This is a genomic window from Polaromonas naphthalenivorans CJ2, from assembly GCF_000015505.1.
Lineage (GTDB): Bacteria > Pseudomonadota > Gammaproteobacteria > Burkholderiales > Burkholderiaceae_C > Polaromonas > Polaromonas naphthalenivorans.
Window position 1 is genome coordinate 902,177 of record NC_008781.1, and the last position, 22,431, is coordinate 924,607.

20 protein-coding genes and 1 tRNA gene are annotated in these 22,431 nt (G+C 63.7%); 11 read left to right on the plus strand and 10 right to left on the minus strand.

Annotated features, from left to right (window positions below; all coding sequences use genetic code 11):
- The first annotated feature begins 102 nt into the window (after positions 1-102).
- The 3 genes from PNAP_RS04230 (at position 103) to PNAP_RS04240 (ending at position 2,750) form a co-directional block, all read left to right on the plus strand.
- The gene (locus tag PNAP_RS04230; RefSeq protein WP_011800263.1) at positions 103-1,725 is read left to right on the plus strand and encodes an ABC transporter permease; all 1,623 of its coding nucleotides are present in this window, start codon (positions 103-105) and stop codon (positions 1,723-1,725) included.
- 178 nt (positions 1,726-1,903) lie between these two features.
- Positions 1,904-2,125, plus strand: coding sequence for a CsbD family protein (locus PNAP_RS04235; RefSeq protein ID WP_011800264.1), 222 nt, complete (start codon positions 1,904-1,906; stop codon positions 2,123-2,125).
- 55 nt (positions 2,126-2,180) lie between these two features.
- Positions 2,181-2,750 carry a hypothetical protein gene (locus tag PNAP_RS04240; protein ID WP_011800265.1) on the plus strand — a complete coding sequence of 190 codons (570 nt, stop codon included), beginning with the start codon at positions 2,181-2,183 and terminating at the stop codon, positions 2,748-2,750.
- 116 nt (positions 2,751-2,866) lie between these two features.
- On the opposite strand, the gene PNAP_RS26810 is transcribed toward PNAP_RS04240, so the two are convergent.
- A complete protein-coding gene (locus PNAP_RS26810) occupies positions 2,867-3,172 on the minus strand; it encodes a hypothetical protein (RefSeq protein WP_157040208.1) in 306 nt (101 codons plus the stop codon).
- A gap of 154 nt (positions 3,173-3,326) precedes the next feature.
- On the opposite strand from PNAP_RS26810, the gene PNAP_RS04245 reads away from it, so the two are divergent.
- Positions 3,327-5,591: a GAF domain-containing hybrid sensor histidine kinase/response regulator gene (locus PNAP_RS04245; RefSeq protein WP_198140669.1), complete on the plus strand. Its 2,265-nt coding sequence runs from the start codon at positions 3,327-3,329 to the stop codon at positions 5,589-5,591.
- A 64-nt stretch (positions 5,592-5,655) separates the two neighbouring features.
- On the opposite strand, the gene PNAP_RS04250 is transcribed toward PNAP_RS04245, so the two are convergent.
- The 6 genes from PNAP_RS04250 to PNAP_RS04275 form a co-directional block, all read right to left on the minus strand.
- Positions 5,656-5,730 (minus strand) — tRNA-Arg (locus tag PNAP_RS04250).
- Positions 5,731-5,805: 75 nt separating this feature from the next.
- Complete coding sequence (locus PNAP_RS04255) at positions 5,806-9,846, minus strand: translocation/assembly module TamB domain-containing protein (protein ID WP_011800268.1); 4,041 nt, start codon at positions 9,844-9,846, stop codon at positions 5,806-5,808.
- Complete coding sequence (locus tag PNAP_RS04260; protein WP_041376515.1) at positions 9,846-11,846, minus strand: autotransporter assembly complex protein TamA; 2,001 nt, start codon at positions 11,844-11,846, stop codon at positions 9,846-9,848. Before PNAP_RS04260 ends, PNAP_RS04255 begins: the two co-directional genes overlap by 1 nt.
- A gap of 21 nt (positions 11,847-11,867) precedes the next feature.
- Complete coding sequence (locus tag PNAP_RS04265) at positions 11,868-13,091, minus strand: vWA domain-containing protein (RefSeq protein ID WP_011800270.1); 1,224 nt, start codon at positions 13,089-13,091, stop codon at positions 11,868-11,870.
- Positions 13,092-13,106: 15 nt separating this feature from the next.
- Entirely contained in the window at positions 13,107-13,703 is a 597-nt protein-coding gene (locus PNAP_RS04270; RefSeq protein WP_011800271.1) for a GNAT family N-acetyltransferase, read from the minus strand.
- Positions 13,704-13,727: 24 nt separating this feature from the next.
- Positions 13,728-14,570, minus strand: a complete 843-nt coding sequence (locus PNAP_RS04275) for an AAA family ATPase (protein WP_011800272.1) — start codon at positions 14,568-14,570, stop codon at positions 13,728-13,730.
- Positions 14,571-14,702: 132 nt separating this feature from the next.
- On the opposite strand from PNAP_RS04275, the gene PNAP_RS04280 reads away from it, so the two are divergent.
- Positions 14,703-15,380 (plus strand): c-type cytochrome, encoded by a 678-nt coding sequence (locus tag PNAP_RS04280; protein WP_011800273.1) that lies wholly within the window; start codon positions 14,703-14,705, stop codon positions 15,378-15,380.
- 86 nt (positions 15,381-15,466) lie between these two features.
- Here PNAP_RS04280 and PNAP_RS04285 read toward each other — a convergent pair whose 3' ends face one another.
- Positions 15,467-15,901 (minus strand): DUF1841 family protein, encoded by a 435-nt coding sequence (locus PNAP_RS04285; protein ID WP_011800274.1) that lies wholly within the window; start codon positions 15,899-15,901, stop codon positions 15,467-15,469.
- A gap of 154 nt (positions 15,902-16,055) precedes the next feature.
- On the opposite strand from PNAP_RS04285, the gene PNAP_RS04290 reads away from it, so the two are divergent.
- The gene (locus tag PNAP_RS04290; RefSeq protein ID WP_011800275.1) at positions 16,056-16,277 is read left to right on the plus strand and encodes a hypothetical protein; all 222 of its coding nucleotides are present in this window, start codon (positions 16,056-16,058) and stop codon (positions 16,275-16,277) included.
- Positions 16,278-16,309: 32 nt separating this feature from the next.
- On the opposite strand, the gene PNAP_RS04295 is transcribed toward PNAP_RS04290, so the two are convergent.
- Positions 16,310-17,146 (minus strand): IclR family transcriptional regulator, encoded by an 837-nt coding sequence (locus PNAP_RS04295; protein WP_011800276.1) that lies wholly within the window; start codon positions 17,144-17,146, stop codon positions 16,310-16,312.
- Between the two features lie 145 nt (positions 17,147-17,291).
- Here PNAP_RS04295 and PNAP_RS04300 point away from each other — a divergent pair, with 145 nt between their 5' ends.
- The 5 genes from PNAP_RS04300 to PNAP_RS04320 are packed head-to-tail and all read left to right on the plus strand — an operon-like array spanning position 17,292 to position 21,728.
- Positions 17,292-18,002, plus strand: a complete 711-nt coding sequence (locus PNAP_RS04300) for a 3-oxoacid CoA-transferase subunit A (RefSeq protein WP_011800277.1) — start codon at positions 17,292-17,294, stop codon at positions 18,000-18,002.
- Between the two features lie 18 nt (positions 18,003-18,020).
- Positions 18,021-18,665: a 3-oxoacid CoA-transferase subunit B gene (locus PNAP_RS04305; protein WP_011800278.1), complete on the plus strand. Its 645-nt coding sequence runs from the start codon at positions 18,021-18,023 to the stop codon at positions 18,663-18,665.
- A 49-nt stretch (positions 18,666-18,714) separates the two neighbouring features.
- Positions 18,715-19,923, plus strand: coding sequence for a 3-oxoadipyl-CoA thiolase (gene pcaF / locus PNAP_RS04310; protein ID WP_011800279.1), 1,209 nt, complete (start codon positions 18,715-18,717; stop codon positions 19,921-19,923).
- Positions 19,924-19,928: 5 nt separating this feature from the next.
- On the plus strand, positions 19,929-20,663 hold the full coding sequence (locus PNAP_RS04315; RefSeq protein WP_011800280.1) for an SDR family NAD(P)-dependent oxidoreductase: 735 nt from the start codon (positions 19,929-19,931) through the stop codon (positions 20,661-20,663).
- Between the two features lie 45 nt (positions 20,664-20,708).
- Complete coding sequence (locus PNAP_RS04320) at positions 20,709-21,728, plus strand: Bug family tripartite tricarboxylate transporter substrate binding protein (protein WP_011800281.1); 1,020 nt, start codon at positions 20,709-20,711, stop codon at positions 21,726-21,728.
- Between the two features lie 4 nt (positions 21,729-21,732).
- Here the strand turns inward: PNAP_RS04320 and PNAP_RS04325 are convergent, their stop codons facing one another.
- On the minus strand, positions 21,733-22,374 hold the full coding sequence (locus PNAP_RS04325) for a trimeric intracellular cation channel family protein (RefSeq protein ID WP_011800282.1): 642 nt from the start codon (positions 22,372-22,374) through the stop codon (positions 21,733-21,735).
- Positions 22,375-22,431: the final 57 nt, after the last annotated feature.

Consider the following 22,431-nt stretch of genomic DNA (forward strand, 5'->3'; position numbering starts at 1 on the left):
GATGATTAAAATTCTCATTTGCAGTAACTGGCTGCAAACACCACGGCGTACGCGGGCGAGGCCTCATGGCCTGCACCGGCGATGGCCTTTTATCGGGTCTTTATGCTTCGCCGACTCTTTTTTCGCTTTCTTCCTTCTGCCTTTTTGTTGCTGGTGGTCGCGCTGCTGACGCTGCCGGTATTGGCCGTGGTGCTGTCCTGGCTGGCGTTCGACAGCGAGGCGCGTTCCATCCTGACCCAGATGCTGCAGACGGTGTTGCCCGACTACACCTGGACATCGCTGCTGCTGTGCCTGCTGGTGGGGGCGGGCGTGGCCGGCGTCGGCATGGCCACGGCCAGCGCGGTGACGCTGTTCGAGTTTCCGGGCCGCCGCGTCTTTGAGTGGGCCTTGCTGCTGCCGCTGGCCATGCCGGCCTATGTGCTGGCCTACGCCTACACCGATTTTTTGCAATACGGCGGGCCGCTGCAGACCGCGCTGCGTTCGGCCTTCGGCTTGCAGGGGCGCCTGCTGCCCGAGGTGCGCAGCCTGGGTGGCGCGGTGCTGGTGTTCACGGCGGCGCTGTATCCGTATGTCTATCTGCTGGCGCGCACCGCCCTGTCGGAGCGCGCCGCGCACCTGATGGAAGCCGCCCGGCTGCTGGGCGCGCCGCTGTCCCGGCGCATTCGCCAGGTGGCGCTGCCGCTGGCGCGTCCGGCCGTGGCCGCCGGCGTGGCGCTGGCGCTGATGGAGACGCTGGCGGATTTTGGCGTGTCCAGCTACTTCGGCATCCAGACCTTCACCGCCGGAATCTACAAGGCCTGGCTGTCGATGGACAACCGCATGGCGGCCGCGCAACTGGCGACTTTGCTGCTGATTTTTGTCGCGGTGCTGCTGCGCATCGAGCACAGCGCCCAGCAACGCATGCGCTTTGCCGCCGGCCGGGGCGCGCGCGCGGGGTCTGCCGATGCCGCGCCGGTGCAACTCAAGGGCGGTCGGGCGGCGCTGGCCTGGGTTGTCTGCGCCGCGCCGATTGCGTTTGGCTTTGTGCTGCCGGTGCTGTTCATGCTGCGCCCGCTGGTGCTCGGCTGGGACAACCTGCTGTGGGACCAGTTTGCCAGCTGGACGCTCAACAGCCTGCGACTGGCCAGCCTGAGCGCCGTGCTGGCGACGGCGCTGGCCATGGGCCTGGCGTTTGCGGTGCGGCGCCAGCCCGATGCGCTGACCAGGGGCATGGTGCAACTGGCCAGCCTGGGCTATGCCGTGCCAGGCGCCGTCATCGTGGTCGGCCTGCTGTTGCCGGTCGGCTGGCTGCAGGCCGCCGCACCGCAAACCGGCGCCGGCTACTGGGTCACGGCGACCGTGCTCGGCGTGGTCTGGGCTTATCTGGTGCGCTTTTGCGCCGTGGCGCTGCAAAGCATCCAGAGCGGCTATTCGCGCATTCCGTCCAGCTTTGATGACAGCGCCCGCATGCTCGGCACCACCGGCGCCGGCCTGCTGGCGCGGGTGCATTGGCCGCTGCTCAGGCGCTCGGTGGCGGTGGCGGGCTTGCTGGTGTTTGTCGATGTGATGAAGGAGCTGCCGGCCACGCTGGTGCTGCGCCCCTTCAACAGCGACACCCTGGCCGTGGTCACCTACCAGCTGGCGCGCGACGAGCGCCTGGGCGAGGCGGCCCTGCCGGCATTGGCGCTGGTGCTGGTGGGCCTGCTGCCGGTGGCGTTGCTGAGCCGCACCCTGCGCTCGAAGTAGCCGGTTTTCATCGGCGCTGGCGCCCGGCTGTAGGCATGAGACTACCCGCTGCGTACCTTCCTGCCTACCGGTTCCTGACGGCTTCATGGCTACTATTTGTCATCTGTAAGCAGGGCTTGTGGCCTTGTGGAGTTCCCGGGGACTCAAAACAGACCGTCAACATTTTCGAGGAGAAAACATGAACCAAGATCGCGTGGAAGGTAACTGGCTTCAATTCAAAGGCAAGGTCAAGGAGCAGTGGGGCAAGCTGACCGATGACGATCTCGATGTCATCGCCGGCAAGCGTGACCAGTTGCTGGGCAAGATCCAGGAGCGTCATGGCGTCACGCTGGAAGAGGCTGAAAAGCAGCTCAAGGACTGGCACGAACGCAACCCCACCAATTTCTTTGAGCGCTACTGAGCGACTGCTCGCCAAAGCGCCTCTGTCAAGCTTGCAAAATTACCAAGGATTCATTATGAAAAACAAACTTCTTATGCTGACCGTCGCCATGTCGTGTGTGTTTGGCGGCAATGCGATGGCATTGACCAAAGCCGAATACAAGACCCAGAAAGACCAGATCAGCGCCGACTACAAGGTCAATCGCGACAAATGCAGCACCTTGAAGGACAACGCCAAGGACATCTGCGTGTCCGAAGCCAAGGGCATGGAAAAAGTCGCCAAGGCCGAACTCGAAGCCCAGTACAAGCCCAGCGTCAAGCACACCCGCGATGTCGCCATGGCCAAGGCTGACGCGGCCTATGACACCGCCAAGGAAAAGTGCGATGACCTGGCCGGCAATGCCAAGGATGTCTGCGTCAAGGACGCCAAGGCAGTGCATGTGAAAGCCAAGGAAGATGCCAAGGTCGCCAAGGTGGCTGCCGATACCACGGTCAACAAGGCCGAAAAAGTGAACGAAGCCAAGAAAGACGCCAACGCTGAAAAGCGTGAAGCCGATTACAAGGCCGCCAAGGAGCGCTGCGACAGTTTGGCTGGCGCCGCCAAGGACACTTGCCAGGCTGACGCCAAGGCCAAGTTCGGCATGTAATGCACGCCTGATTGCTCGTCAGGGCAAGCAAGGCCTGCGGCTTCAACATCCTGAAAATCCCGGCACTGTGCAAGCAGTGGCGGGATTTTTTTTTGATACAGCTTGTCGCTATTTTTTTAATAGCTGTCAATGCAGGTGGAATAAGCGCAACCGGCTGATTCAGGCATGACGTAAGCCAGTAGAGCAGGGACGTGCTTCACCATGGCTGTTTGAAAGGCATTGCCCTTGACCATGGCTGCGCTGGAAATCAAGTCCTGCCGACAGCCTTTTTTATGATCAAATAGGCCTTTTGCGCTTGTCCTGTAAGCAGCATTAGCTATTAAAATAATAGCAAGCAAGTTTTTGGAATAAGGTGCATCATTCGGTAAATTTTGCCAATCGCAATGTTTTTGCACGGCAGGGCTTGAGTGGGGCGCAGGCATCGGACGCATTGCTGCGGAGTTGCCGGCGAGCCTTGAAAGGCTTCTTTCTCTTGGCCTGGTTTCTCATCGTCATGAAAATGTCTTTTGAATGCAGAATGAAATGATCTCAAGCCTGAATGCGTGTTCTTTCATTGGCGGCAATGCCCCTCTTCAAATGCCTGAAAAACTGACCGAACCTGTTTTGGCGCCGCCCGTGCCGGAATTTTTGGCTCATGGCGGCGAGATGGGCGCCCTCATCAGCGCTCAGGACTGGAGCGGAACCGCGCTGGGTGCGCCTGCCAGCTGGCCACGCACTCTCAAGAGCATGCTGGCCACACTCCTCAGCAGCCCCCAGCCCATGATCATCGGCTGGGGCTCGGACCTTCTTTCATTCTTCAACGACAGCTACCGCCCCATGCTCGGCCTGCGCTTTGACGGTTTGTCCGGCCGGCCCGCCGCCGAACAATGGACTGCTTCATGGGCCGAACTTGAGCCGATGGCGAAGAAAGCACTGGGCGGTGAGGGTTCGCACTACGAGAACATGCCCTTCACCCTGACGCGCAACGGTTACACGGTGCCGACCTGGTGGACGCTTTCCTTCATGCCATTTCGCGATGACGATGGTGCTGTGGTCGGCGTCTATTGCTTTCCCATCGAGACCACGCAAAACGTGCTGATCGAGCAGCGCAGGGAGCAAGAGCAAAAACGGCAGGCGTTTCGGGTGAAGCTCGGCGATGCCCTGCGGGACGCGATTGAGCCGAAGTCGCTGATGATGGCCGCAGCCGAAAAGCTCGGCGTGCACCTGCACGCAGCTTGCGTCGGCCATGGCGAAATTGATGCGTCGGGCGAGCGGGTGCAGATTCACCATGCCTGGATGGCCGAAGGTTCCCCCGCCTTGGTGGGCGCCCACCCGCTTGATATCTACGGGCCGGCGGTGATTGCCGGCTTGCGGGCCGGCCGGACCGTGGTGGTGAACGACACTGCCAGCGACCCGCTCACGGCCTGGGCGGCTTGCGATGCGGCTGGCGGGTCAATCGCTGCCCGGGCATTCGTTGCCGCCCCCTTGGTCAAGAACGGCCGTCTTGCCCTGATCTTTTTTGTGCTTGATCCCCGGCCACGCCTCTGGACGCATGACGAGAAGGCGCTGGTCGAGGAAGTCGCCGAGCGGACCTGGACTTCGCTGGCGCGGCTGCGTGCAGAACTCGACGTCCACCAGATGAACAGAACGCTCGACCAGCGCACGACCGAATTGTTGCGCGCCGAGACTGCGCTGCGGCAATCGCAAAAGCTTGAGGCGCTGGGCCAGCTCACGGGTGGGGTCGCCCATGACTTCAACAACCTTCTGGCGGTGATCAGTTCCTCGGTCGAGTTGCTGCGCAGTAACAAGCTTCCCGTGGAGCGCCACGGCTATTACCTGGACCTGATTTATGACACGGTGGGCCGCGCCGTGAAACTCACCGGGCAGCTGCTGGCTTTCGCCCGGCAAGAGCCTCTGAGCCCCGAGGTGTTCGACGTGGACCTGCAGGTGCAAGTCGTGGTCGATCTGGTGCGCCCGCTGATGGGCAGGCAGGTCAATATCCTTTATCAGCCCTGCGGCCGAAACGCCTGTGTCGCCGAGGCGGACATCAACCAGTTTGAAACCGCGCTGGTCAACCTCGCCATCAACGCGCGGGACGCGATGAGCGCAAACGGCCAGCTCATCATCAACGTGCAGCAGACCGGCAGCCTGCCGGCTGGCCCGGGCCACGGCCCCCGGGCAGGGGATTTCATTGCCATTTCGGTCAGCGACACCGGCTGCGGCATTGCGTCCGAAAAACTGGAGATGATTTTCGAGCCCTTCTACACCACCAAAGCGGTGGGCAAGGGCACAGGCCTGGGCCTGAGCCAGGTGTTCGGCTTTGCCAAGCAGTCAGGCGGTGCGGTCCATGTCCGCAGCGAGCTGGGCAGGGGTTCTGTTTTTACCCTTTACCTGCCACGCGCCGAGAGCGAACTCCCCGCAAAAGCATGGGCGCAATGTCCAGAGCAAGGCGCTGATGACGGGGGCTTGGGCGTGCTGGTCGTGGAGGACAACGAAACCCTGGCACAGATGACCTGCGAGATACTGGACGCCCTGGGTTACCGGACGGTCTGGGCGGTCAATGCAGCGTCCGCGCTGGCCCTGCTGGCCGGTGGCAAAAACCGCTTTGACCTGGTTTTCTCCGACGTGGTCATGCCTGGCATGAACGGGATCGAGTTCGGTGAGCAGGTGCGCAAGCATCATCCCGGGCTTCCCGTGGTGCTGGCCAGCGGCTACAACGCGGTCATGGCCGAACAGGGGCCGCATGGGTTTGAACTGATCTTGAAACCCTACACGACCGATACCCTGGTGCGGGTCTTTCGCAAGGCCATCGCGGAGCAGACATTGCCGCCGGTCTTGTCGGGCAGTGATGCGGCTGGGTAAAGCAGAAAAAAAACCCGCCATGCCAGGCTGCGTGCGGGTTTTGAGAGCGTCTGATTTCATCAAATGGTGCCACCAACAGGAATCGAACCTGTATCTAGCGCTTAGGAGGCACTCGTTCTATCCGTTGAACTATGGCGGCACGTCTTGGCAAGTTGCGAAGAACGGGAATTGTATGCGCTGAACGGGCGTTATTGAAAGGCTGGCAGGTGCCGATTCAGTCGTAGGGAATGGTGAAGATCAGGTCCACCGCGCTTTGCTGGCCGGCCTGGGCGCGAAGGGTGAAGCGCCGCGACAGGTCATAGAACACAAACAGCGTTCCCAAGGCGCCCGAAATACTGCGTTCATAAGCCGCATAAAAGTTGCGCGAAAAGCGCTTGCCCAGCGTGACGGCGCCGCCCGTGGTGGTGCCGTCCGCATTGCTGGACGCGCCCCGGAACGACAGCTCGTCCAGCCCCAGCGAGGCGGCCAGCCCGCCCGACATGCCGCCGCTTTTGCTGCCCAGCAGGGCGAGCGCGGCCTGCTGCAGCAGGGCCGCTTCGGCGCCGCCCGAGGCCGAGGCCCGGCCGACCACCAGCCACGACAGCTTTTCGGCGTCCGGCAACTCGGGCTGCGCATACAGCCGCACGCTGGGCAGCAGCGCGGTGCCGGTGATCTGTACGCCGACGCGCTGCGTGAGGTTGGGGCGTATCGCCAGAATGTCGAGCGCCGGGTTGTCAATCGCTCCGGTAAAGCGAATCACGCCCTGCTCGACATCGAGGCGCTGGCCGTAGGCGCGGTATTGCCCGCCAAAGGTTCTGACGGTGCCCAGCAGGCGCGGGTCGCTGAGCGAATTGCCGCTGAGCGCCAGCATGCCGCGAATCCGCGTGTCAATGCCCTTGCCCTGAATCCGGAAATCGCGTCCCAGGTCGATGTCCACCGCCAGCTTGAGCGGCCGGGCGGCCTTGTCGGTGGTTTGCGCGCTGGTTTGCGACGGTGCCTTCTGGCCTGTCGCCGCGCCGCTGGCGGTACGCACGACCACATCGTCGCCCAGTTGCGGCGTGCCTTCGTCGGGCAGCAGGATGCGCGCCTGGTCAATCACCAGCTTGCCGGTGAGTTCGGTTTGTTCGCCCTTGAGGCTGGCCTGCACATCGCCCGAGACCGTCAGCTGCCGATCGGTGCGGATGCTGGCGCGTAGCTGCTGCAGTTTGGCGTCGAGCTGCACCTGGGGTTTGCCGGCTATCCAGCCGGCTTCACCCTGCGCCGTGAGGCTGCCGCCGGTGCCTTTGTCGCCTGCGCCCTGCAAGGTGAATTCGCTGATGCGCATGCGCGTTCCGTCCAGCCGGGCGCGCAGGCGGCCGTTGCCGAACTCGATGCCATCGACGACCGAACGCAAGGCCAGGTCATTGGCCTGCAAATCACCTGCCAGGCTGGGGGCGGCACGGGTTCCGCTGATGGCGATATCGGCCCCCAGCGAGCCGCGCAGCCGCCAGCCCGGTGGCGCCAGCAATGACCAGACGCCGATGCGCGGCAACTGCGCGCGCACCTGGCCGCTCAGCGGTGCCTCGGCAGGCCAGAGCCAGCCACCCACGCCTTGCCCGCCGGGTGCGCGAAACAGTCGCGTTTTGAGCTGGCCGCTGGCCGTGCCGGCGCGTTCGCTGTCCCAGACCAGGGCAAGCGTCAGGGCGTCCCCCAGGGTTTCCAGTGAAATCCGCGCCTGCTTGACGCCGGCGGCCACCCGCGCGGGGTTGCCTTGCACGCCTTCGGCCTGCACCGTGATGTCGCCGCTGCTGCGCGCCAGGCTGGCATTGAGTTTGAGAGTGTTACCGAGCACGGCATCCCATTGGCCGTCAAACACCATGCTGCCGCCCAGGCCCGCCCCCTTCATTTGCGGACCGGCCAGCAACTCGATCCAGGCAATCGGCAAGCCGGTGAGCTTGCCGGCCGTCACCAGTTCGCCGGGTCGCCAGCGCACGGGTTGCCACGACAGCGTGGCCTGGGACGGCGCAGCAGTAGATGCATTGCCGGGTGGTGCTGTCAACAGCGCTTCGCCAGCGCCACTTTCAAAGGCTCCGCCGCCAGCGCGTGCCGGTGTCCACTTGAGCGGCACCGGGCTGCGGGTGGCAAGCCGCCATGCGCCGCTGCCCAGGGCCGGGTCTTCAACGCTCAGGCTGAGTTGCTTGAGCAGACCCTGCCAGGCTGATTCGCCCAGCGGCGCATTGGCATTGCCCGCCGGTTTCAGTCGGCCACCATCGGCTGACAATTGCAGTGCGTAGCGGCGCTGGTCGATTTCGACCCGGCCCTGCGCGCCCAGCTGCGCCTGGCTCAAGCGGCCGGACAGCGTGGCTTGCAGTTCGCGGACCTTGAGCAGGCTTGGGCTTGCTGCTGCGGGCGTGATTGGCGTGGCCGGCGTGACTTTGGCCTGTGTTGCCGCCTTGGGCGTGGCCGCAATCCAGTCCAGCGAAGGCATGTCCAGCCGCGCCTGCAGGGCCGGGTCCTGCCAGCCGCCTTGCCATGTTGCTTGCAGTTCGGCGCTGCCGCTGGCCGAAGCGTTCAACACCGTGGCTGGCATGCCGGGGAGTTTTTGCAGCCAGCGCAGGGCCTGGCCGGCATCGCGGCCGTGCAGGTTCAATTCACCGTTGCCGCTGGTTTTGCGCAATTCGCCATTGAACCGGGCGTCCAGGCCGGGGGCCGTCAGTGCCAGCTTGCCCTGGCCGCCTTTTGCTGTGGGCTGGACTTCGAACTGGCCGCTCAGTTCGGCGTCGTCGGTGCGCACCCGCAGGGCCGACAGCGCCAGGGTGCCGCCCGCCTGTTGCGGATTCCAGCTGCCGGTGGCCTTGGCGTCACGCAGGCGCAGTTGCTGCAGGAAATTGTTCTGGCCGGAATGGGTTCCGGGCGCTGGCCTGTTACCCGGTTTGCCTGCGCCTGCCACGGCCTGAACGCTGGCATCAAAGCGCGCGCTGGCACCCTGGCCGCTGGCCTCGGCCCGGCCGTCCAGTGGCAAGGGCGCGAGTTGGGTATGCAACTTGGCCGGATTAATGCGTTTGAGCGTGGCTTTCAGTTGCCAGGCCTGCGCGGGCGCTGCAGGGACTGCCGTGTCGGGCTTGTCGGCCGGTGGTGGCCGGGTCCATTCGCCGCTGGCCAGCAGTTCGCCGCCGCCCAGTTGCGCCTTGAGGCTGCGCACCATGGCTGTGCCATTGACCCATTCGCCCTGGGTTTCCAGTTGTTCCAGCGGCAGGCGTTTCTGGTCCCACGGGCCGGGCAGGGCATTGGCCAGTTGCATTTGCAAGGCCCAGGCCGGGCTGGCGGCGGGGGTTTTGCTTTCAAGCGGCCGAACGCTGGCGCTGCCGGTCAGCAGGGTTTGCGGCATGTCTGGCAACAAGGCCGCGATGTCCAGGTCGCGGAAGGTGGCATCGGCTTGCGGCAGGGGCTGCGCCGCCCACGGCATGACGCGGGCGCTGGCGCTGGCCTGGGGTTGCGGCACAGGTTTTTTGGCATCGGCGGCTGGGGGCGTCGTCATCTGCAGTTCGGCCTTGACCAGCAACTCGGTCAGCGGGCCGCTGGCCGTGGCCTGGAATGCCAGCGGAACCGATGCCGGATTATTCGCAATGGCAACATCGAGCGCACCCGACAAGCTGGCGTCCAGCGTCAACGGGCCGGCTGCCGTCAGGGCGGCGCGCCCGCTGTAGCGCCCGTTGGCGACCTGCACGCTTTTCAGGTCAAGCTGATGCTGCAGGCCGGTGTAGAGATAGCTGCCTGCTATTTCGGATGCGGTGAATGCGGTCTTGCCTGTGTATTCAAACTGGCCCACCGAGAATTCGTCCAGCGCAACCTGCAAGGGAAGACCCAGCGCGTTGGGCGGGGCGGTTGGCATGGGCGTTGGCGCACGCTCGTCGGTGACCTGCACACTGGCGGCGGTAAAGCGGTCGAGCTTGAGCCTTCCCTGCAGCAATGACCAGGCCTGCCAGGCCAGGCTGACATCGCGGGCATTGACGGTGATGCCGTCTTGCTGCCAGTCCAGCTGGTCAATATGGCCGCCGGCCCGCAATGATCCCGTGGCACTCTCGAACGTCAGCGGCTGCGACTTGCCGGCCCAGCGCAGCGCCGTGTCCAGCGAGCCTTCGGTTCCGGCCCACCACCACAGGGTGCCTGTTGCGCCGACGGCCAGCGCAACCACGCCGGCCGTGGCCCATGCAGCGCCTTTCAGCCATCGCCGTATGGGCTTGGCCGCAGGCGCTGCCTTCTTGTTTTTAGGCTTGGGTTTGTTCGAGGTGGCCATCAGAAGACAAAGCCCACGCTGATGTGCAGGCGCGCCTGCCTGACCTTCAGGCCATAGGCCAGGTCAATCTGCAACGGTCCAATCGGGCTTCTCCAGCGCACGCCGGTGCCGATGCCGAAGGAAGGGCTCAGGTCTTGCGGCTTGTCGGCCACGGCACCGGCGTCGATGAATACCGTGTGCTCGAACTCGCTGGGCCGACCCTTGAGCGTGATGGGCCGCTGCCACTCGACGCTGCCGACCGCCAGGTAGCGGCCGGGACCGATCACGCCGTTGGCCAGCTTGATGCCGATGTCGCGGTAGCCGTAGCCGCGCACCGTGTTGTCGCCGCCGGTGCGAAACAGCTGGGTGGCCGGGATGTTGGCCGTGTCCCTGGCCAGCACGGCGCCGGCTTCCGCGCGCATGGCGATGCGGCCGCGCTCCAGCGGCTTGATGCCCATCCAGCGGCCCACCGTGCGGGTAAACGGCTGGCGGTCTTTGCCCAGTGTGGTGCCGGCACCCAGCTCGAAGCCAAGGGCATAACCCTTGGCGGGAAACGGCAGGCTGTCAAAGTAGCGGCCGGTCCAGACGTAATTGGCCGTCAGCGCCGAGCCGTCGCCGGTATCGGCTGCGGAATTGCCCAGCAGGCCCGCGCCCTGAACATTGGCGCGGTCGTATTGCACATAAATGTTGCGGTCGATCCGGTCGCCGGCCTGCGACCGGCCAAACCGCAGCCGCTGCGCCTGGGTGATCAATTCATTGTCATTGATCCGCTCGACGCGGCCCAGCACCCCCCAGCGCCAGTTCGCTTCATCCGGGATGGAGGTCCATTCGGTCTGGACAAAGGGCGATTTTTTCTCCAGCTGCAGCTTGGTGACGGCGCGCCAGCCGATGCCCGGCACCCGGTGATGCGTGTGCTCCACCGATGCACGCGGCCCGCTGTCGGTGGTCATGCCCACGCCCAGAACGACCTTTTGCAGCTTGGCTTCACGCACCTGCACCTGCACGGGAACAGCCAGCGGGTCGTTCTCGGGGTTGATGAAGACATAGGCCGAATCAAAATAACCGCTGGCAGCCAGCCGCTGCTGCGCCTGCACCAGCTGGTTCAGGTCGTAAATATCACCCTGGTTCAGGCGCGCCAGTCGCGGCACCAGCGCCGGGTCGTAGCGTTCCACGCCGCTGACCTGCATCGGGCCGAGCCGGTACAGCGGCCCCGAGTCCAGATCGACCCTCAGGCTGGCGATGCGGCCTGGGGCATCCACGTCGGCCAGGCTGCCGGCCAGCTTGCCGGCCGGGTAGCGGCGGGCCACCAGTTGCCGCAAGGCCTGGGTCTTGGCGCTGCTCCAGGCGTCCTGGGTAAAGCGCAGCCCTGTCGGCAAGCGCCAGTCGCGCTCTATTTCAGTGCGCTGGGCCGTCGCGTCGGCGTCCGGCGAGACGGCAATGTCGCCCGCAAAGGTGATGGCCACCGGGCCGATATTCGTGGCTTGTCCGGGATCAACGGCCACCACGATGACGGGGTGTTCGTTGACGCCGCCTTCGCGGGTGATGCGGATGTCGGGGCTGAAGTAGCCGAGCGTGCCGACCAGGTTGCGCACATTGCGTTCGGCCAGCACGATCAGGCGCGCCAGTTCGGCTTCATCCAGATCGGTGACGGCACGGTAGCGTTGCAGTTCAAGGTGTTTTTCAAGCAGTTCCTGCACCTCTGCCGGGGCGCGAACGGCAATGTCAAACGCGGTGACCTCGGGCGCGGCGCTGGTCGGGCCGACAGCGCCTTGCGGCGTGTCCACGGGTTCGATTTTTTCGGGGGGAGGTGCCGGTGGCGGCGCGGTTTGCTGGACGCTGGACGGCGGCGTCGATCCGGAAGACATGGACGTGCTGGCGGGCGATACTGGCGCGGCGGTTTGCGCGCTGGCTGCAGGCCCCAGGAGCAGGGCCGTCAAGGCAACGCAGGTGAAAGCAAGGCGGGAGGGCGCTGGCATCACCCCTGCGGCCGTTCGCGCGTGGTAGGTACTGAAATGGGTCACGCGCCCGAGTTTACGTTGACATCATTTCGAGAGCAGCCGGATTGCTTCCTCAAGCCCTTTGAGGGTCAGGGGGTACATGCGCTGGCCCATCAGCTGCTGGACCACGCCGATGCTCTGGCGGTATTGCCAGATGCCCTGCGGCTCCGGGTTGATCCAGGCAAACTTTGGAAAGGCGCTGGTCAGCCGCTGCAGCCATTCGGCGCCGGCTTCCTCGTTGTTGTATTCCACGCTGCCGCCGGCCTGCAGGATTTCGTAGGGGCTCATGGTGGCGTCGCCGACAAAGATCAGCTTGTAGTCCTTGTTGTACTTGCGGATGATGTCCCAGGTCGGAAACTTCTCGGCAAAGCGGCGGCGGTTGTTTTTCCACATGAAGTCATAGACGCAGTTGTGGAAATAGTAAAACTCCAGGTGCTTGAATTCGGCCTTGACGGCGGAGAACATTTCCTCGACGCGGTGGATGTGGTCGTCCATGGTGCCGCCGACGTCCATCAGCAGCAGCACCTTCACATTGTTGTGGCGCTCGGGAACCATCTTGATGTCCAGCCAGCCGGCGTTGGCGGCGGTCGAGCGGATGGTGTCGTCCAGGTCGAGTTCCTCCTGGTTGCCCTGGCGGGCAAACTTGCGCAGGCGGCGTAGCGCGACCTTGATGTTGCGCGTGCCGAGTTCCTGCGTGTCGTCGTAATCCTTGTAGGCGCGCTGGTCCCAGACTTTCACCGCGCTGCGGTTGCGGCTTTTTTCCTGGCCGATGCGGATGCCCTGCGGGTTGAAACCGTTGGCGCCGAAGGGCGAGGTGCCGCCGGTGCCTATCCACTTGCTGCCGCCTTCGTGGCGCTCTTTTTGCTCTTCAAAACGCTTCTTCAGCGTTTCCATCAGCTCGTCCCAGCCCATCTTTTCGATCTTCGCCTTGTCCTCGGGGCTCAGTTCAAGCTCCAGGTTCTTGCGCAGCCATTCCAGGGGAATGTCCCTGGTGAAGTCGGCAATCATCTCCACGCCCTTGAAATAGCTGGCAAAGGCGCGGTCGAACTTGTCGTAGTGCTTTTCGTCCTTCACCAGCACGGTGCGGCTCAGGTAATAGAAGTCGTCGATCTTGTAGGCGCCTTCGCTGATCTCGCCATCGGGACCGTCCGCCTTGCCGCTGTTGGGGCCGACCACGCCGGCCTGCAGCGCTTCGAGCAGCATCAGGAATTCCTTAACCGAAACCGGCAGTTTGGCCGAGCGCAGGGTGTAGAAAAAATCAATCAGCATGGTGTAGTCAAAACCTCAATGGTGCGGCTTGCCGAGCAGGTACAGCAGCTGCGCTTTCACTTCGGGCCATTCACCGCTGCGCAGGCTGTACATCACGGTGTCGCGGATGGTGCCGTCGCGGCGCAAGGCGTGGCCCCGGATCACGCCGTCTTTCTTGGCGCCCAGCCGCTCAATCGCCGCTTGCGAGGCAAAGTTGAAATTGTCGGTTCGCCAGCCCACCACGTTGCAGCCCAAGGTTTCAAACGCATGTGTGAGCATCAGCAGCTTGCAGGTGGTATTGGCGTGGGTGCGCTGGCAGCGAGCGGCATACCAGGTGTAGCCAATCTCGACGCGCCTGACCGCCTGAAGAATGTCGTGGTAGCTGGTGCTGCCCAGCACGGTTCCGCTGGCCTGGTCACGCACCGCAAAAGCAAGGCGGTTGCCATCCTGCCTGGCTGCCAGTGCGGCTTCAATATAGGCTTGGGTTTGCTCGGGCTCGGGCACCGAGGTGACGCGCAGCTTCCAGAGTTCTCCATCGGCAGCCGCCGCACGCAGCCCGGCTTCGTGCTCCAGCGCCAGCGGGACGAGTTCCACGCCTCGCGTTGCCAGGGTGACTGGCTGGACAAAGTTCATGGTGTTTCGCTTTTCTTTTCAGTGTCAACGGTTGTTGCGCTGCATGAACACCAGTTTTTCAAACAGCGTCACGTCCTGCTCGTTCTTCAGCAGCGCGCCGATGAGCGGCGGCACGGCGACCTTCTGGTCGCTGCTTTGCAGCGCTTCGAGCGGAATGTCTTCGGCCACCAGCAGCTTGAGCCAGTCGAGCAGTTCGCTGGTCGAGGGTTTCTTCTTCAGGCCGGGCAGGTTGCGAACGTCGTAGAACGTCTTCATCGCGGCTGCCAGCAGTTCTTTCTTGAGCGTGGGGAAATGCACGTCCACGATGCTCTTCATGGTGTCGGCATCGGGGAACTTGATGTAGTGGAAAAAGCAGCGGCGCAAGAAGGCGTCGGGCAATTCTTTTTCGTTGTTGGACGTGATGAACACCAAGGGCCGGTGCTTTGCGCGGACGAGTTCCCGCGTTTCGTAGCAGTAAAACTCCATGCGGTCGATTTCGCGCAGCAAGTCGTTGGGAAACTCGATGTCGGCCTTGTCGATTTCATCAATCAGCAGGGCCACGGGCTCGTCTGCCGTGAAAGCCTGCCACAGCACGCCCTTGACGATGTAGTTGTGGATGTCCTTGACCTTTTCATCGCCCAGCTGCGAATCCCGCAGGCGCGACACCGCATCGTATTCATACAGGCCCTGCTGCGCCTTGGTGGTCGATTTGATGTGCCATTGCAGCAGCGGAAGGCTCAGGGCCTGCGCCACTTCCTCGGCCAGCATGGTCTTGCCGGTGCCGGGCTCGCCCTTGACCAGCAGCGGCCGCGTCAGGGTGGAGGCGGCATTGACGGCCAGCATCAGGTCCGGCGTGGCAACATAGTTTTTCGAGCCTTGAAATTTCATGATTTTTTGGATGAGCGTATTGATATAAACGGGGTATTCGGTGGAATGATGAGAAATGGCCCGTGATTAACAGGGCCAGATATAATCCACCGTTGTTTTAACGATGACTTTTCACCTGATTGTGCGCGCAAAATGAATAAGCTGTTCACCTCGATATTTGTCCTGGCTGTCTCTTCGGTGACGGTTGCAAGCCTTGCCCAGGACATCAAGGGCGATGCCAATGCAGGCCAGACCAAGAATGCCATGTGCATCGGCTGCCACGGCATCAAGGGCTACCAGTCGTCCTTTCCCGAGGTGTACAAGGTTCCCATGATTTCAGGCCAGAACGCCGGCTATATTTCTGCTGCGCTGCATGAGTATAAAAAAGGTAATCGCAAGCATCCCACCATGCGCAGCATCGCCGATACGCTGAACGACCAGGATATTGCCGACCTGGCCGCTTACTACAGCACGCATGGCGTGGTGGCCGGTGCGGAGCTTCCCGCCAAGCCGGCAAAAGAGCCCAGTGTTGAAGTTCAGGCCCTGCTGAACAAAGCCAATTGCGCGTCATGCCACGGCGCCAATTTCAGCCAGCCCATCGACCCTTCCTACCCCAAGATTGCGGGCCAGCATGCCGACTACCTGTTCGTGGCGCTGAAGGCCTACAAGGCCGACAACGGCGCCAATGCCAACGCAAAGGTCGGCCGCGCCCACCCCATCATGGGCGGCATGGCCAAGCAGTACACCAATGCCGAACTCAAGGCCATGGCCAACTACCTGTCATCCGTGCCGGGCGACCTCAAGGTGATTCCCGAAAGCCGCTTCCGCTAAGCCAATCCGCCCTTATGCACAAAAAAGCCGCTGACCAAGCGGCTTTTTTTATGGGCGGATGGCAGGCAGAACCCTCTGCGCGACCTTCAATCCCTGGTCGCGTGGCGCTGCACGCATTCGATATAGGCCGCGCCATCGGGCGGGCGGCCTGCGCGCTGGCTTTCCCAGACCATGCGGCCCAGACATTCCATGGCTTCGTGGTGGGCGTCATGCAGCGAACGCCGCCGGGCCGTCAGCAGCTCGACCGCCTGGCGAATGCCGCGCGGCTGGTCAATCGAGCACTGCTCGCTGATCGACAGGTGCATTGCCAGGTGCAGGAACGGGTTGGTGTGGCCGCCTTCCACGTCGTACATCTTTTCCAGCGCAGCGTCTGCGTTCATGAAGTCGCCGTGGTATTCAGGATGCTCGTCAATCCATTGGCTTGCTATGGTTTCTATAGCTTCAAGGGGTTGACTGGCGCGCGCCTTGGCATAAACGGAGCAAAAAAAACGGCGAACATCGGCTTGTGAGGGATTAAACATGGCCGAAAGCGTAGCACGCGGCCAGCCCCTCGACCACATACCGCCGATAGCGTCCTACAGACAAGCCTGGAACAAGTCCTTACATTGGCCGCAGGGTGGCGCAGTACCGGGGCAAGCCATCCAGCGACAGACACGCCCGGCGAGGAGATTTTTCATGAATGCAGCACGTATCGCCGGAATTGTTCTGATTCTTTTTGGCCTGGCCGGGTTTTTTACCGGCGGATTCAGCTTCACCAAGGACACGACCGCCGCCAAAATCGGCCCCATCGAATTGACCGTCACCGAAAAGGAATCGGTGAACATTCCCCAGTGGCTGAGCCTGGGGGCCATCGCTTTGGGCGCCATCGTGCTGGTGATGGGCGCGCGCAAATCCTGAGTCGCTGTTCTCCTTGACCCGGCCCCGGCTTGTCAGTTGCGCTGCAGGCTCAGCCTTTGCGAGATGGCCTGCGCAGCGGCCAGCAAGGGCGGCAGCATCGTCTCCTGCATGACCTTGGCGCTGGTGCGATTGGCCTGGCCGCTGATGTTGAGCGCCGCGACCGTCTGGCCGGTGCGGTCGGTAATCGGTGCCGCCATCGAAATCAATCCCTCTTCAAGTTCCTGATTGACCAGCGACCAGCCCTGCTTGCGAACCTGTGCAATTTTGGCGGCCAGCTCGTTCACGTCGGTCACCGTGTAGCGGGTGCGCGCCGTGCGGTCTGACGCTTGCAGCACCTGCATCATTTCGTCCGGCGGCAAGGCTGACAGCAGCATGCGTCCCATTGACGTGCAATAGGCCGGCAGCCGCGAACCGACGCCCAGGCTGATGCTCATGATCTTGTGCGTCGGCACGCGCAGCACATAGACGATGTCGGTGCCATCCAGCACGGCGGCCGAGCATGACTCCTTCACTTCCTCGACGAGCGCTTCCATGACGGGTTCGGCCAAGTTCCAGATCGGCAGCGACGACAGGTAGGCAAAACCCAGATCGAGCATGCGCGGCGTCAGCCGAAACAGCTTGCCGTCGCTTTCCACATAACCCAGCGTTTGCAGCGTCAGCAAAATCCGCCGCGCACCGGCACGCGTCAGCCCGGTGCGACCGGCCACTTCGGTGAGCGTTTGCCGGGGCGACCGGGCGCTGAAAGAACGAATGACTTCCAGGCCGCGCGCAAAGGACTGCACATAGCTGTCGCCGGGCGCGGGCGACGTGCGTGTTGGCGCAGGTGAGCCGGAAGGTTCCGTGGGGATTTTGGTGCGCACAGTTGCCATGATTGAATTATTCTCCTAAAATTCATTATACGAACACTTGTTCTAGTTGCGAACAAATAAAAACCGCAATTTGACTGCTTCGGCTTGCGCCAGGCGTCACCGCCCGCCAGATATTCCCTCTTCGCTATTCCCTGGAGACTCATGAATGATTAACAAGATTGCCCTGTCGGTGGCCGATGCGCTTGCCGGTGTGAAAGACGGCTCGACCGTATTGATTGGCGGCTTCGGCACCGCCGGCATCCCGGCCGAGCTGATTGACGGCCTGATCGCGCAGGGCGCCAAAGACCTGACCGTCGTCAACAACAACGCCGGCAATGGCGAGGCCGGGCTGGCCGCGCTGCTCAAGGCCGGGCGCGTTCGCAAGATCATCTGCAGCTTCCCCCGCCAGGCCGACAGCCAGGTGTTTGACGCCCTGTACCGCAGCGGCCGCATCGAGCTCGAACTGGTGCCGCAAGGCAACCTGGCCGAGCGCATCCGCGCCGCCGGTGCCGGCATCGGCGCTTTCTTCTGCCCCACGGCCTACGGCACCGAACTGGCCCAGGGCAAGGAAACGCGCGAGATCAACGGCAGGCATTACGTCCTCGAATACCCGATTCATGGCGACGTGGCCCTGATCAAGGCCGAGCGCGGCGACCGCTGGGGCAACCTGACCTACCGCATGTCGGCGCGCAATTTCGGGCCGGTCATGGCCACGGCGGCCAGGCACACGGTCGCGACGGTGCATGAGATCGTGGAGTTGGGCGCGCTCGACCCCGAAGCCATCGTCACGCCGGGCATCCATGTCTCGAAGATCGTCAGGATTGACCACGTCGCCACCCAGGCCGGTGGCATCAAAATCAGTGCCAAATCGGCTTAATGCGCACAAGGAGCAAGCATGAGTAGCTATCAAAAACGAAGCAAGCAGGAACTGGCCCGGCGCGTGGCGCAGGACATCCACGACGGCGCCTACGTCAACTTGGGCATCGGCATGCCGACGCTGGTCGCCAACCACATCCCGGCCGGGCGCGAGGTCATCCTGCACAGTGAAAACGGCATTCTCGGCATGGGGCCGGCGCCCGCTGCAGGAGCCGAAGACTACGACCTCATCAATGCCGGCAAGCAGCCCGTCACCCTGCTTGCGGGCGGCGCCTACTTTCACCATGCCGACAGCTTTGCGATGATGCGCGGCGGCCACCTTGACATCTGCGTGCTGGGCGCGTTCCAGGTGTCAAGCACGGGTGATCTGGCCAACTGGAGCACCGGCGAGCCGGGCTCGATTCCGGCCGTGGGCGGCGCCATGGACCTGGCCATCGGCGCCAAGCAGACCTGGGTCATGATGGACCTGCTGACCAAGCAAGGCGAGAGCAAGGTGGTGGCGCAGTGCAGCTATCCGCTCACCGGCATTGCCTGCGTCAAGCGCATCTACTCCGAACTGGCGACGCTGGAATGCACGCCGGACGGCCTCAGGCTCATCGACAAGGTTGATGGGCTGGAGCATGCCGCACTCGAACAGCTGCTCGGCCTGCCGATTGCCGCCTGAGCCGGACAACCTTTTTCACCGTATCGACCTTACCCAAAGAGACAAGCCAATGACCATCACCCAAGCCTTTATCTGCGACGCCATCCGCACCCCTTTCGGCCGCTACGGCGGCGCCCTCTCAAGCGTTCGCGCCGACGACCTGGGCGCCATTCCCATCCGGGCGCTGATGGCGCGCAACCCGGACGTGGACTGGCAGATGGTTGCCGACGTGATCTACGGCTGCGCCAACCAGGCGGGCGAGGACAACCGCAATGTGGCGCGCATGAGCGCCTTGCTCGCCGGGCTGCCGCTGGAAGTGCCCGGTGGCACGGTCAACCGCCTGTGCGGCTCGGGTTTGGATGCCTTGGGCACGGCAGCGCGCGCCATCAAGTCGGGCGAAGCGGGCCTGATGATCGCCGGCGGCGTCGAGAGCATGAGCCGCGCGCCATTCGTCATGCCCAAGGCCGAGAGCGCCTTCAGCCGCAGCAATGCGGTGTATGACACGACGATTGGCTGGCGTTTCGTCAACAAGCTGATGAAGGCGCAGTACGGCGTCGATTCGATGCCCGAAACCGCCGAGAACGTCGCCACCGATTTCAACATCAGCCGCCAGGACCAGGACCAGATGGCTCTCAGCAGCCAGCTCAGGGCCGTCGCCGCGCAACAGGCCGGCCACCTGGCGCGTGAAATCGTCGGGGTGAGCATCCCCCAGAAAAAAGGCGATGCCATCCTTGTGGACCAGGACGAGCATCCGCGCGCCACCTCGATGGACGTGCTGGCAAAACTCAAGCCCATCGTGCGCCCGGACGGCACTGTGACGGCGGGCAACGCCAGCGGCGTGAACGATGGCGCCTGCGCGCTGCTGCTGGCCGATGAAGCCAGCGCCGCCAGGAACGGCTTGACGCCGCGTGCCCGCATCGTCGGCATGGCGACGGCTGGCGTGGCGCCGCGTGTCATGGGCATCGGCCCGGCGCCGGCGACGCAAAAGGTGCTGGCGCTGACGGGCCTGACCATCGCCCAGATGGACGTGATCGAACTCAACGAAGCGTTTGCCGCGCAGGGCCTGGCCGTTCTGCGCATGCTCGGCGTGCCGGACGACGACCCGCGCGTCAACGCCTGGGGCGGCGCGATTGCGCTGGGCCATCCGCTGGGCGCCAGCGGCGCGCGCCTGGCCACCACGGCGGTCAACCGGCTGCACCAGACCGGTGGCCGCTACGCGCTGTGCACCATGTGCATTGGCGTGGGGCAAGGCATTGCCGTGATCCTGGAACGGGTGTGAGCGCCATGACGGCATCCTTGACTCCAAGCACCGTGGTCACCGGCGCCAGTTCGGGCATTGGCCGGGCCATCGCCGAGGCCCTGCTGGCGCAAGGCAACAGCGTGGTCAACCTTGATTACGTTCTGCCCGACTGGAGCCATCCGCAGCTGGTGTCCTACCAGGCCGACCTGACGCAGGAAGCATCCACCCGCGAGCGCGCTGCCGAGATTGCCGCCCGGCACAACGTGACCGCGCTGGTCAACAACGCCGGCGCCACCCGTCCCGGCACCATCGACACCGCGACGACGGCCTCGCTGGATGACGTGGTCGGCCTGCACCTGCGCGCCGTCCTGCTGCTGACGCAGGCCTTTTTGCCGACCCTGCGCGCCTGCGGCCAGGGCCGCATCGTCAACATGTCCTCGCGCGCCGCGCTGGGCAAGGTGGACCGCATCGTCTATTCGGCCACCAAGGCCGGGATGATCGGCATGACGCGCACGCTGGCGATGGAGTTGGGGCGCGACGGCATCACGGTCAATGCGATTGGCCCGGGGCCGATTGCCACCGAACTGTTCCGCAAGAGCAACCCCGAGGGCGCGCCGCAGACCCAGCGCATCCTGGACAGCATTGCGGTCGGCCGCATGGGCACGGCAGGCGACGTGGCGCGCGCCGCCATGTTCTTCCTGTCGCCCGACAACGGCTTTGTGACCGGGCAGGTGCTGTACGTCTGCGGCGGCACCACGCTGGGCACCGCGCCGATCTGATTTTTTGCCTTCAAGGCTTTCCTCCATCTAACAAGGACTTCAGTCATGTCTCACTCATCTGTTTTCACCAACGCTTCACGCCGCCATTTCAGCTTCGGCGCGCTGGCCTCTGCTGCGCTGTTGGGGAGCGGCCTGCTGGCGGCCGTGCCCGCAGCGGCACAGGCTGCCTACCCGAGCAAGACCATCACCATCATCGTGCCCTTTGCGGCCGGCGGCACCACCGACATCCTGGCGCGCATCGTCGGCCAGGCGCTGACTGCCGAACTGGGCCAGACCGTCATTGTTGACAACCGCGCCGGCGCCGGCGGCAACATCGGCGGCCAGGCGGCGGCCCGGGCGGCGGCTGACGGCTACACGCTGTTCATGGGCACGGTCGGCACGCATGCGATCAATGCCAGCCTGTACAAGAAAATGCCGTTTGACCCGGTCAAGGACTTTGCGCCGCTGACGCGCGTGGCCAATGTGCCCAACCTGCTGGTCGCCAACCCGGCGCAGCCCTTCAAGACCGTCAAGGAACTGATCGCCTACGCCAAGGCCAATCCGGGCAAGCTCAACTTTGGCTCGTCGGGCAACGGCAGCTCCATCCACCTGTCGGGCGAGTTGTTCAAGTCGATGGCGAAAGTCGATATGCAGCATGTTCCCTACAAGGGCAGCGCCCCGGCCATGACCGACCTGCTGGGCAACCAGGTCGCCATCATGTTCGACAACATGCCGTCGGCCATCCAGCATGTGCGTTCGGGCAAGCTGCGCGCCATTGCCGTGACCACCGCCAAACGCTCGCCCGAACTGCCTGACGTGCCGACCATCGCCGAGGCCGGCGTTCCCGGCTACGAGGCGACCTCGTGGTTCGGCTTGTTCGCGCCGGCCGCCACGCCGCCCGCCGTGGTCACCCGGCTGAACACCGCCATCGCCAAGGTGCTGGCCAAGCCCGAAGTCAAAAAACAGATCAATGAGCAGGGCGCCGAGGTGTACAGCGAAACGCCGGCGCAGTTTGCCGCCTTCATCCAGAAGGAATCGGCGAAATGGAGCAAGGTCGTGAAGGAGTCCGGCGCGAGCCTGGACTGATGGGTCAAACCCGCCAGGCAGGCAGTTCCCAGTTGCGCCACAGCGCCATGAGGCGCAGGCCTGCGGTCACGACGACGCAGGCCACCAGCGCCACCCAGCCCGGCGCGTCAAGCAGCCCAAGCCCGGCGTAAATCCAGCCGCCGGCAAATGCGCAGACCGCATACGGCCGGTGGTCACGAAAGGCCGTGGGCACTTCATTGCAGACCACATCGCGCAGCACGCCGCCGAACACGCCGGTCGTCACGCCCATCAGCACGGCGACCAGCATCGGCATCTGCTCATTGAGCGCCAGGTGAACGCCGGTGGCGGTGAACAGGCCCAGCCCCAGCGCATCGGGCCACTGGATCGCCTTCTCGGTCACTTCGAAATGCCGCTGGCGCATGAACAGCATCACCAGCACGCACAGCGCCATCACGCCCCAGAGCAGCTCGACATGCTGGACCCAGAAAAACGGCCGCCGGTCCAGCAGCAGGTCGCGCAGCGTGCCGCCACCGAAGGCCGTCACACAGGCCACCACGCAAACCCCGACGGCGTCCAGCCGTTTGCGCGCCGCTTCGAGCAGGCCCGACAAGGCAAAGGCAGCCGTGCCGGCCAGCTCGACCAGCAGGCGCAGTGTTTCTCCCCAGGATTGAATGTCAGCAAGCATGCGGCTATTGTCATCGCTGTGGGATGGTTTGGCCTGAGTGCTATTGGAATAATAGCT

Bases quoted from the DNA above. Each gene is read 5' to 3' on its own strand.
- PNAP_RS04275 (WP_011800272.1), bottom strand. From the start codon at position 14,570: ATGAAATTTCAAGGCTCGAAAAACTATGTTGCCACGCCGGACCTGATG.
- PNAP_RS04265 (WP_011800270.1), bottom strand. From the start codon at position 13,091: ATGCTGATTGATTTTTTCTACACCCTGCGCTCGGCCAAACTGCCGGTT.
- PNAP_RS04270 (WP_011800271.1), bottom strand. From the start codon at position 13,703: ATGAACTTTGTCCAGCCAGTCACCCTGGCAACGCGAGGCGTGGAACTC.
- PNAP_RS04285 (WP_011800274.1), bottom strand. From the start codon at position 15,901: ATGTTTAATCCCTCACAAGCCGATGTTCGCCGTTTTTTTTGCTCCGTT.
- PNAP_RS04235 (WP_011800264.1), top strand. From the start codon at position 1,904: ATGAACCAAGATCGCGTGGAAGGTAACTGGCTTCAATTCAAAGGCAAG.
- PNAP_RS04255 (WP_011800268.1), bottom strand. From the start codon at position 9,846: ATGGCCACCTCGAACAAACCCAAGCCTAAAAACAAGAAGGCAGCGCCT.
- PNAP_RS04280 (WP_011800273.1), top strand. From the start codon at position 14,703: ATGAATAAGCTGTTCACCTCGATATTTGTCCTGGCTGTCTCTTCGGTG.
- PNAP_RS04315 (WP_011800280.1), top strand. From the start codon at position 19,929: ATGACGGCATCCTTGACTCCAAGCACCGTGGTCACCGGCGCCAGTTCG.
- PNAP_RS04230 (WP_011800263.1), top strand. From the start codon at position 103: ATGCTTCGCCGACTCTTTTTTCGCTTTCTTCCTTCTGCCTTTTTGTTG.
- pcaF (WP_011800279.1), top strand. From the start codon at position 18,715: ATGACCATCACCCAAGCCTTTATCTGCGACGCCATCCGCACCCCTTTC.
- PNAP_RS04325 (WP_011800282.1), bottom strand. From the start codon at position 22,374: ATGCTTGCTGACATTCAATCCTGGGGAGAAACACTGCGCCTGCTGGTC.
- PNAP_RS04320 (WP_011800281.1), top strand. From the start codon at position 20,709: ATGTCTCACTCATCTGTTTTCACCAACGCTTCACGCCGCCATTTCAGC.
- PNAP_RS04240 (WP_011800265.1), top strand. From the start codon at position 2,181: ATGAAAAACAAACTTCTTATGCTGACCGTCGCCATGTCGTGTGTGTTT.
- PNAP_RS04300 (WP_011800277.1), top strand. From the start codon at position 17,292: ATGATTAACAAGATTGCCCTGTCGGTGGCCGATGCGCTTGCCGGTGTG.
- PNAP_RS04305 (WP_011800278.1), top strand. From the start codon at position 18,021: ATGAGTAGCTATCAAAAACGAAGCAAGCAGGAACTGGCCCGGCGCGTG.
- PNAP_RS04245 (WP_198140669.1), top strand. From the start codon at position 3,327: ATGCCTGAAAAACTGACCGAACCTGTTTTGGCGCCGCCCGTGCCGGAA.
- PNAP_RS04290 (WP_011800275.1), top strand. From the start codon at position 16,056: ATGAATGCAGCACGTATCGCCGGAATTGTTCTGATTCTTTTTGGCCTG.
- PNAP_RS04295 (WP_011800276.1), bottom strand. From the start codon at position 17,146: ATGGCAACTGTGCGCACCAAAATCCCCACGGAACCTTCCGGCTCACCT.
- PNAP_RS26810 (WP_157040208.1), bottom strand. From the start codon at position 3,172: ATGCCTGCGCCCCACTCAAGCCCTGCCGTGCAAAAACATTGCGATTGG.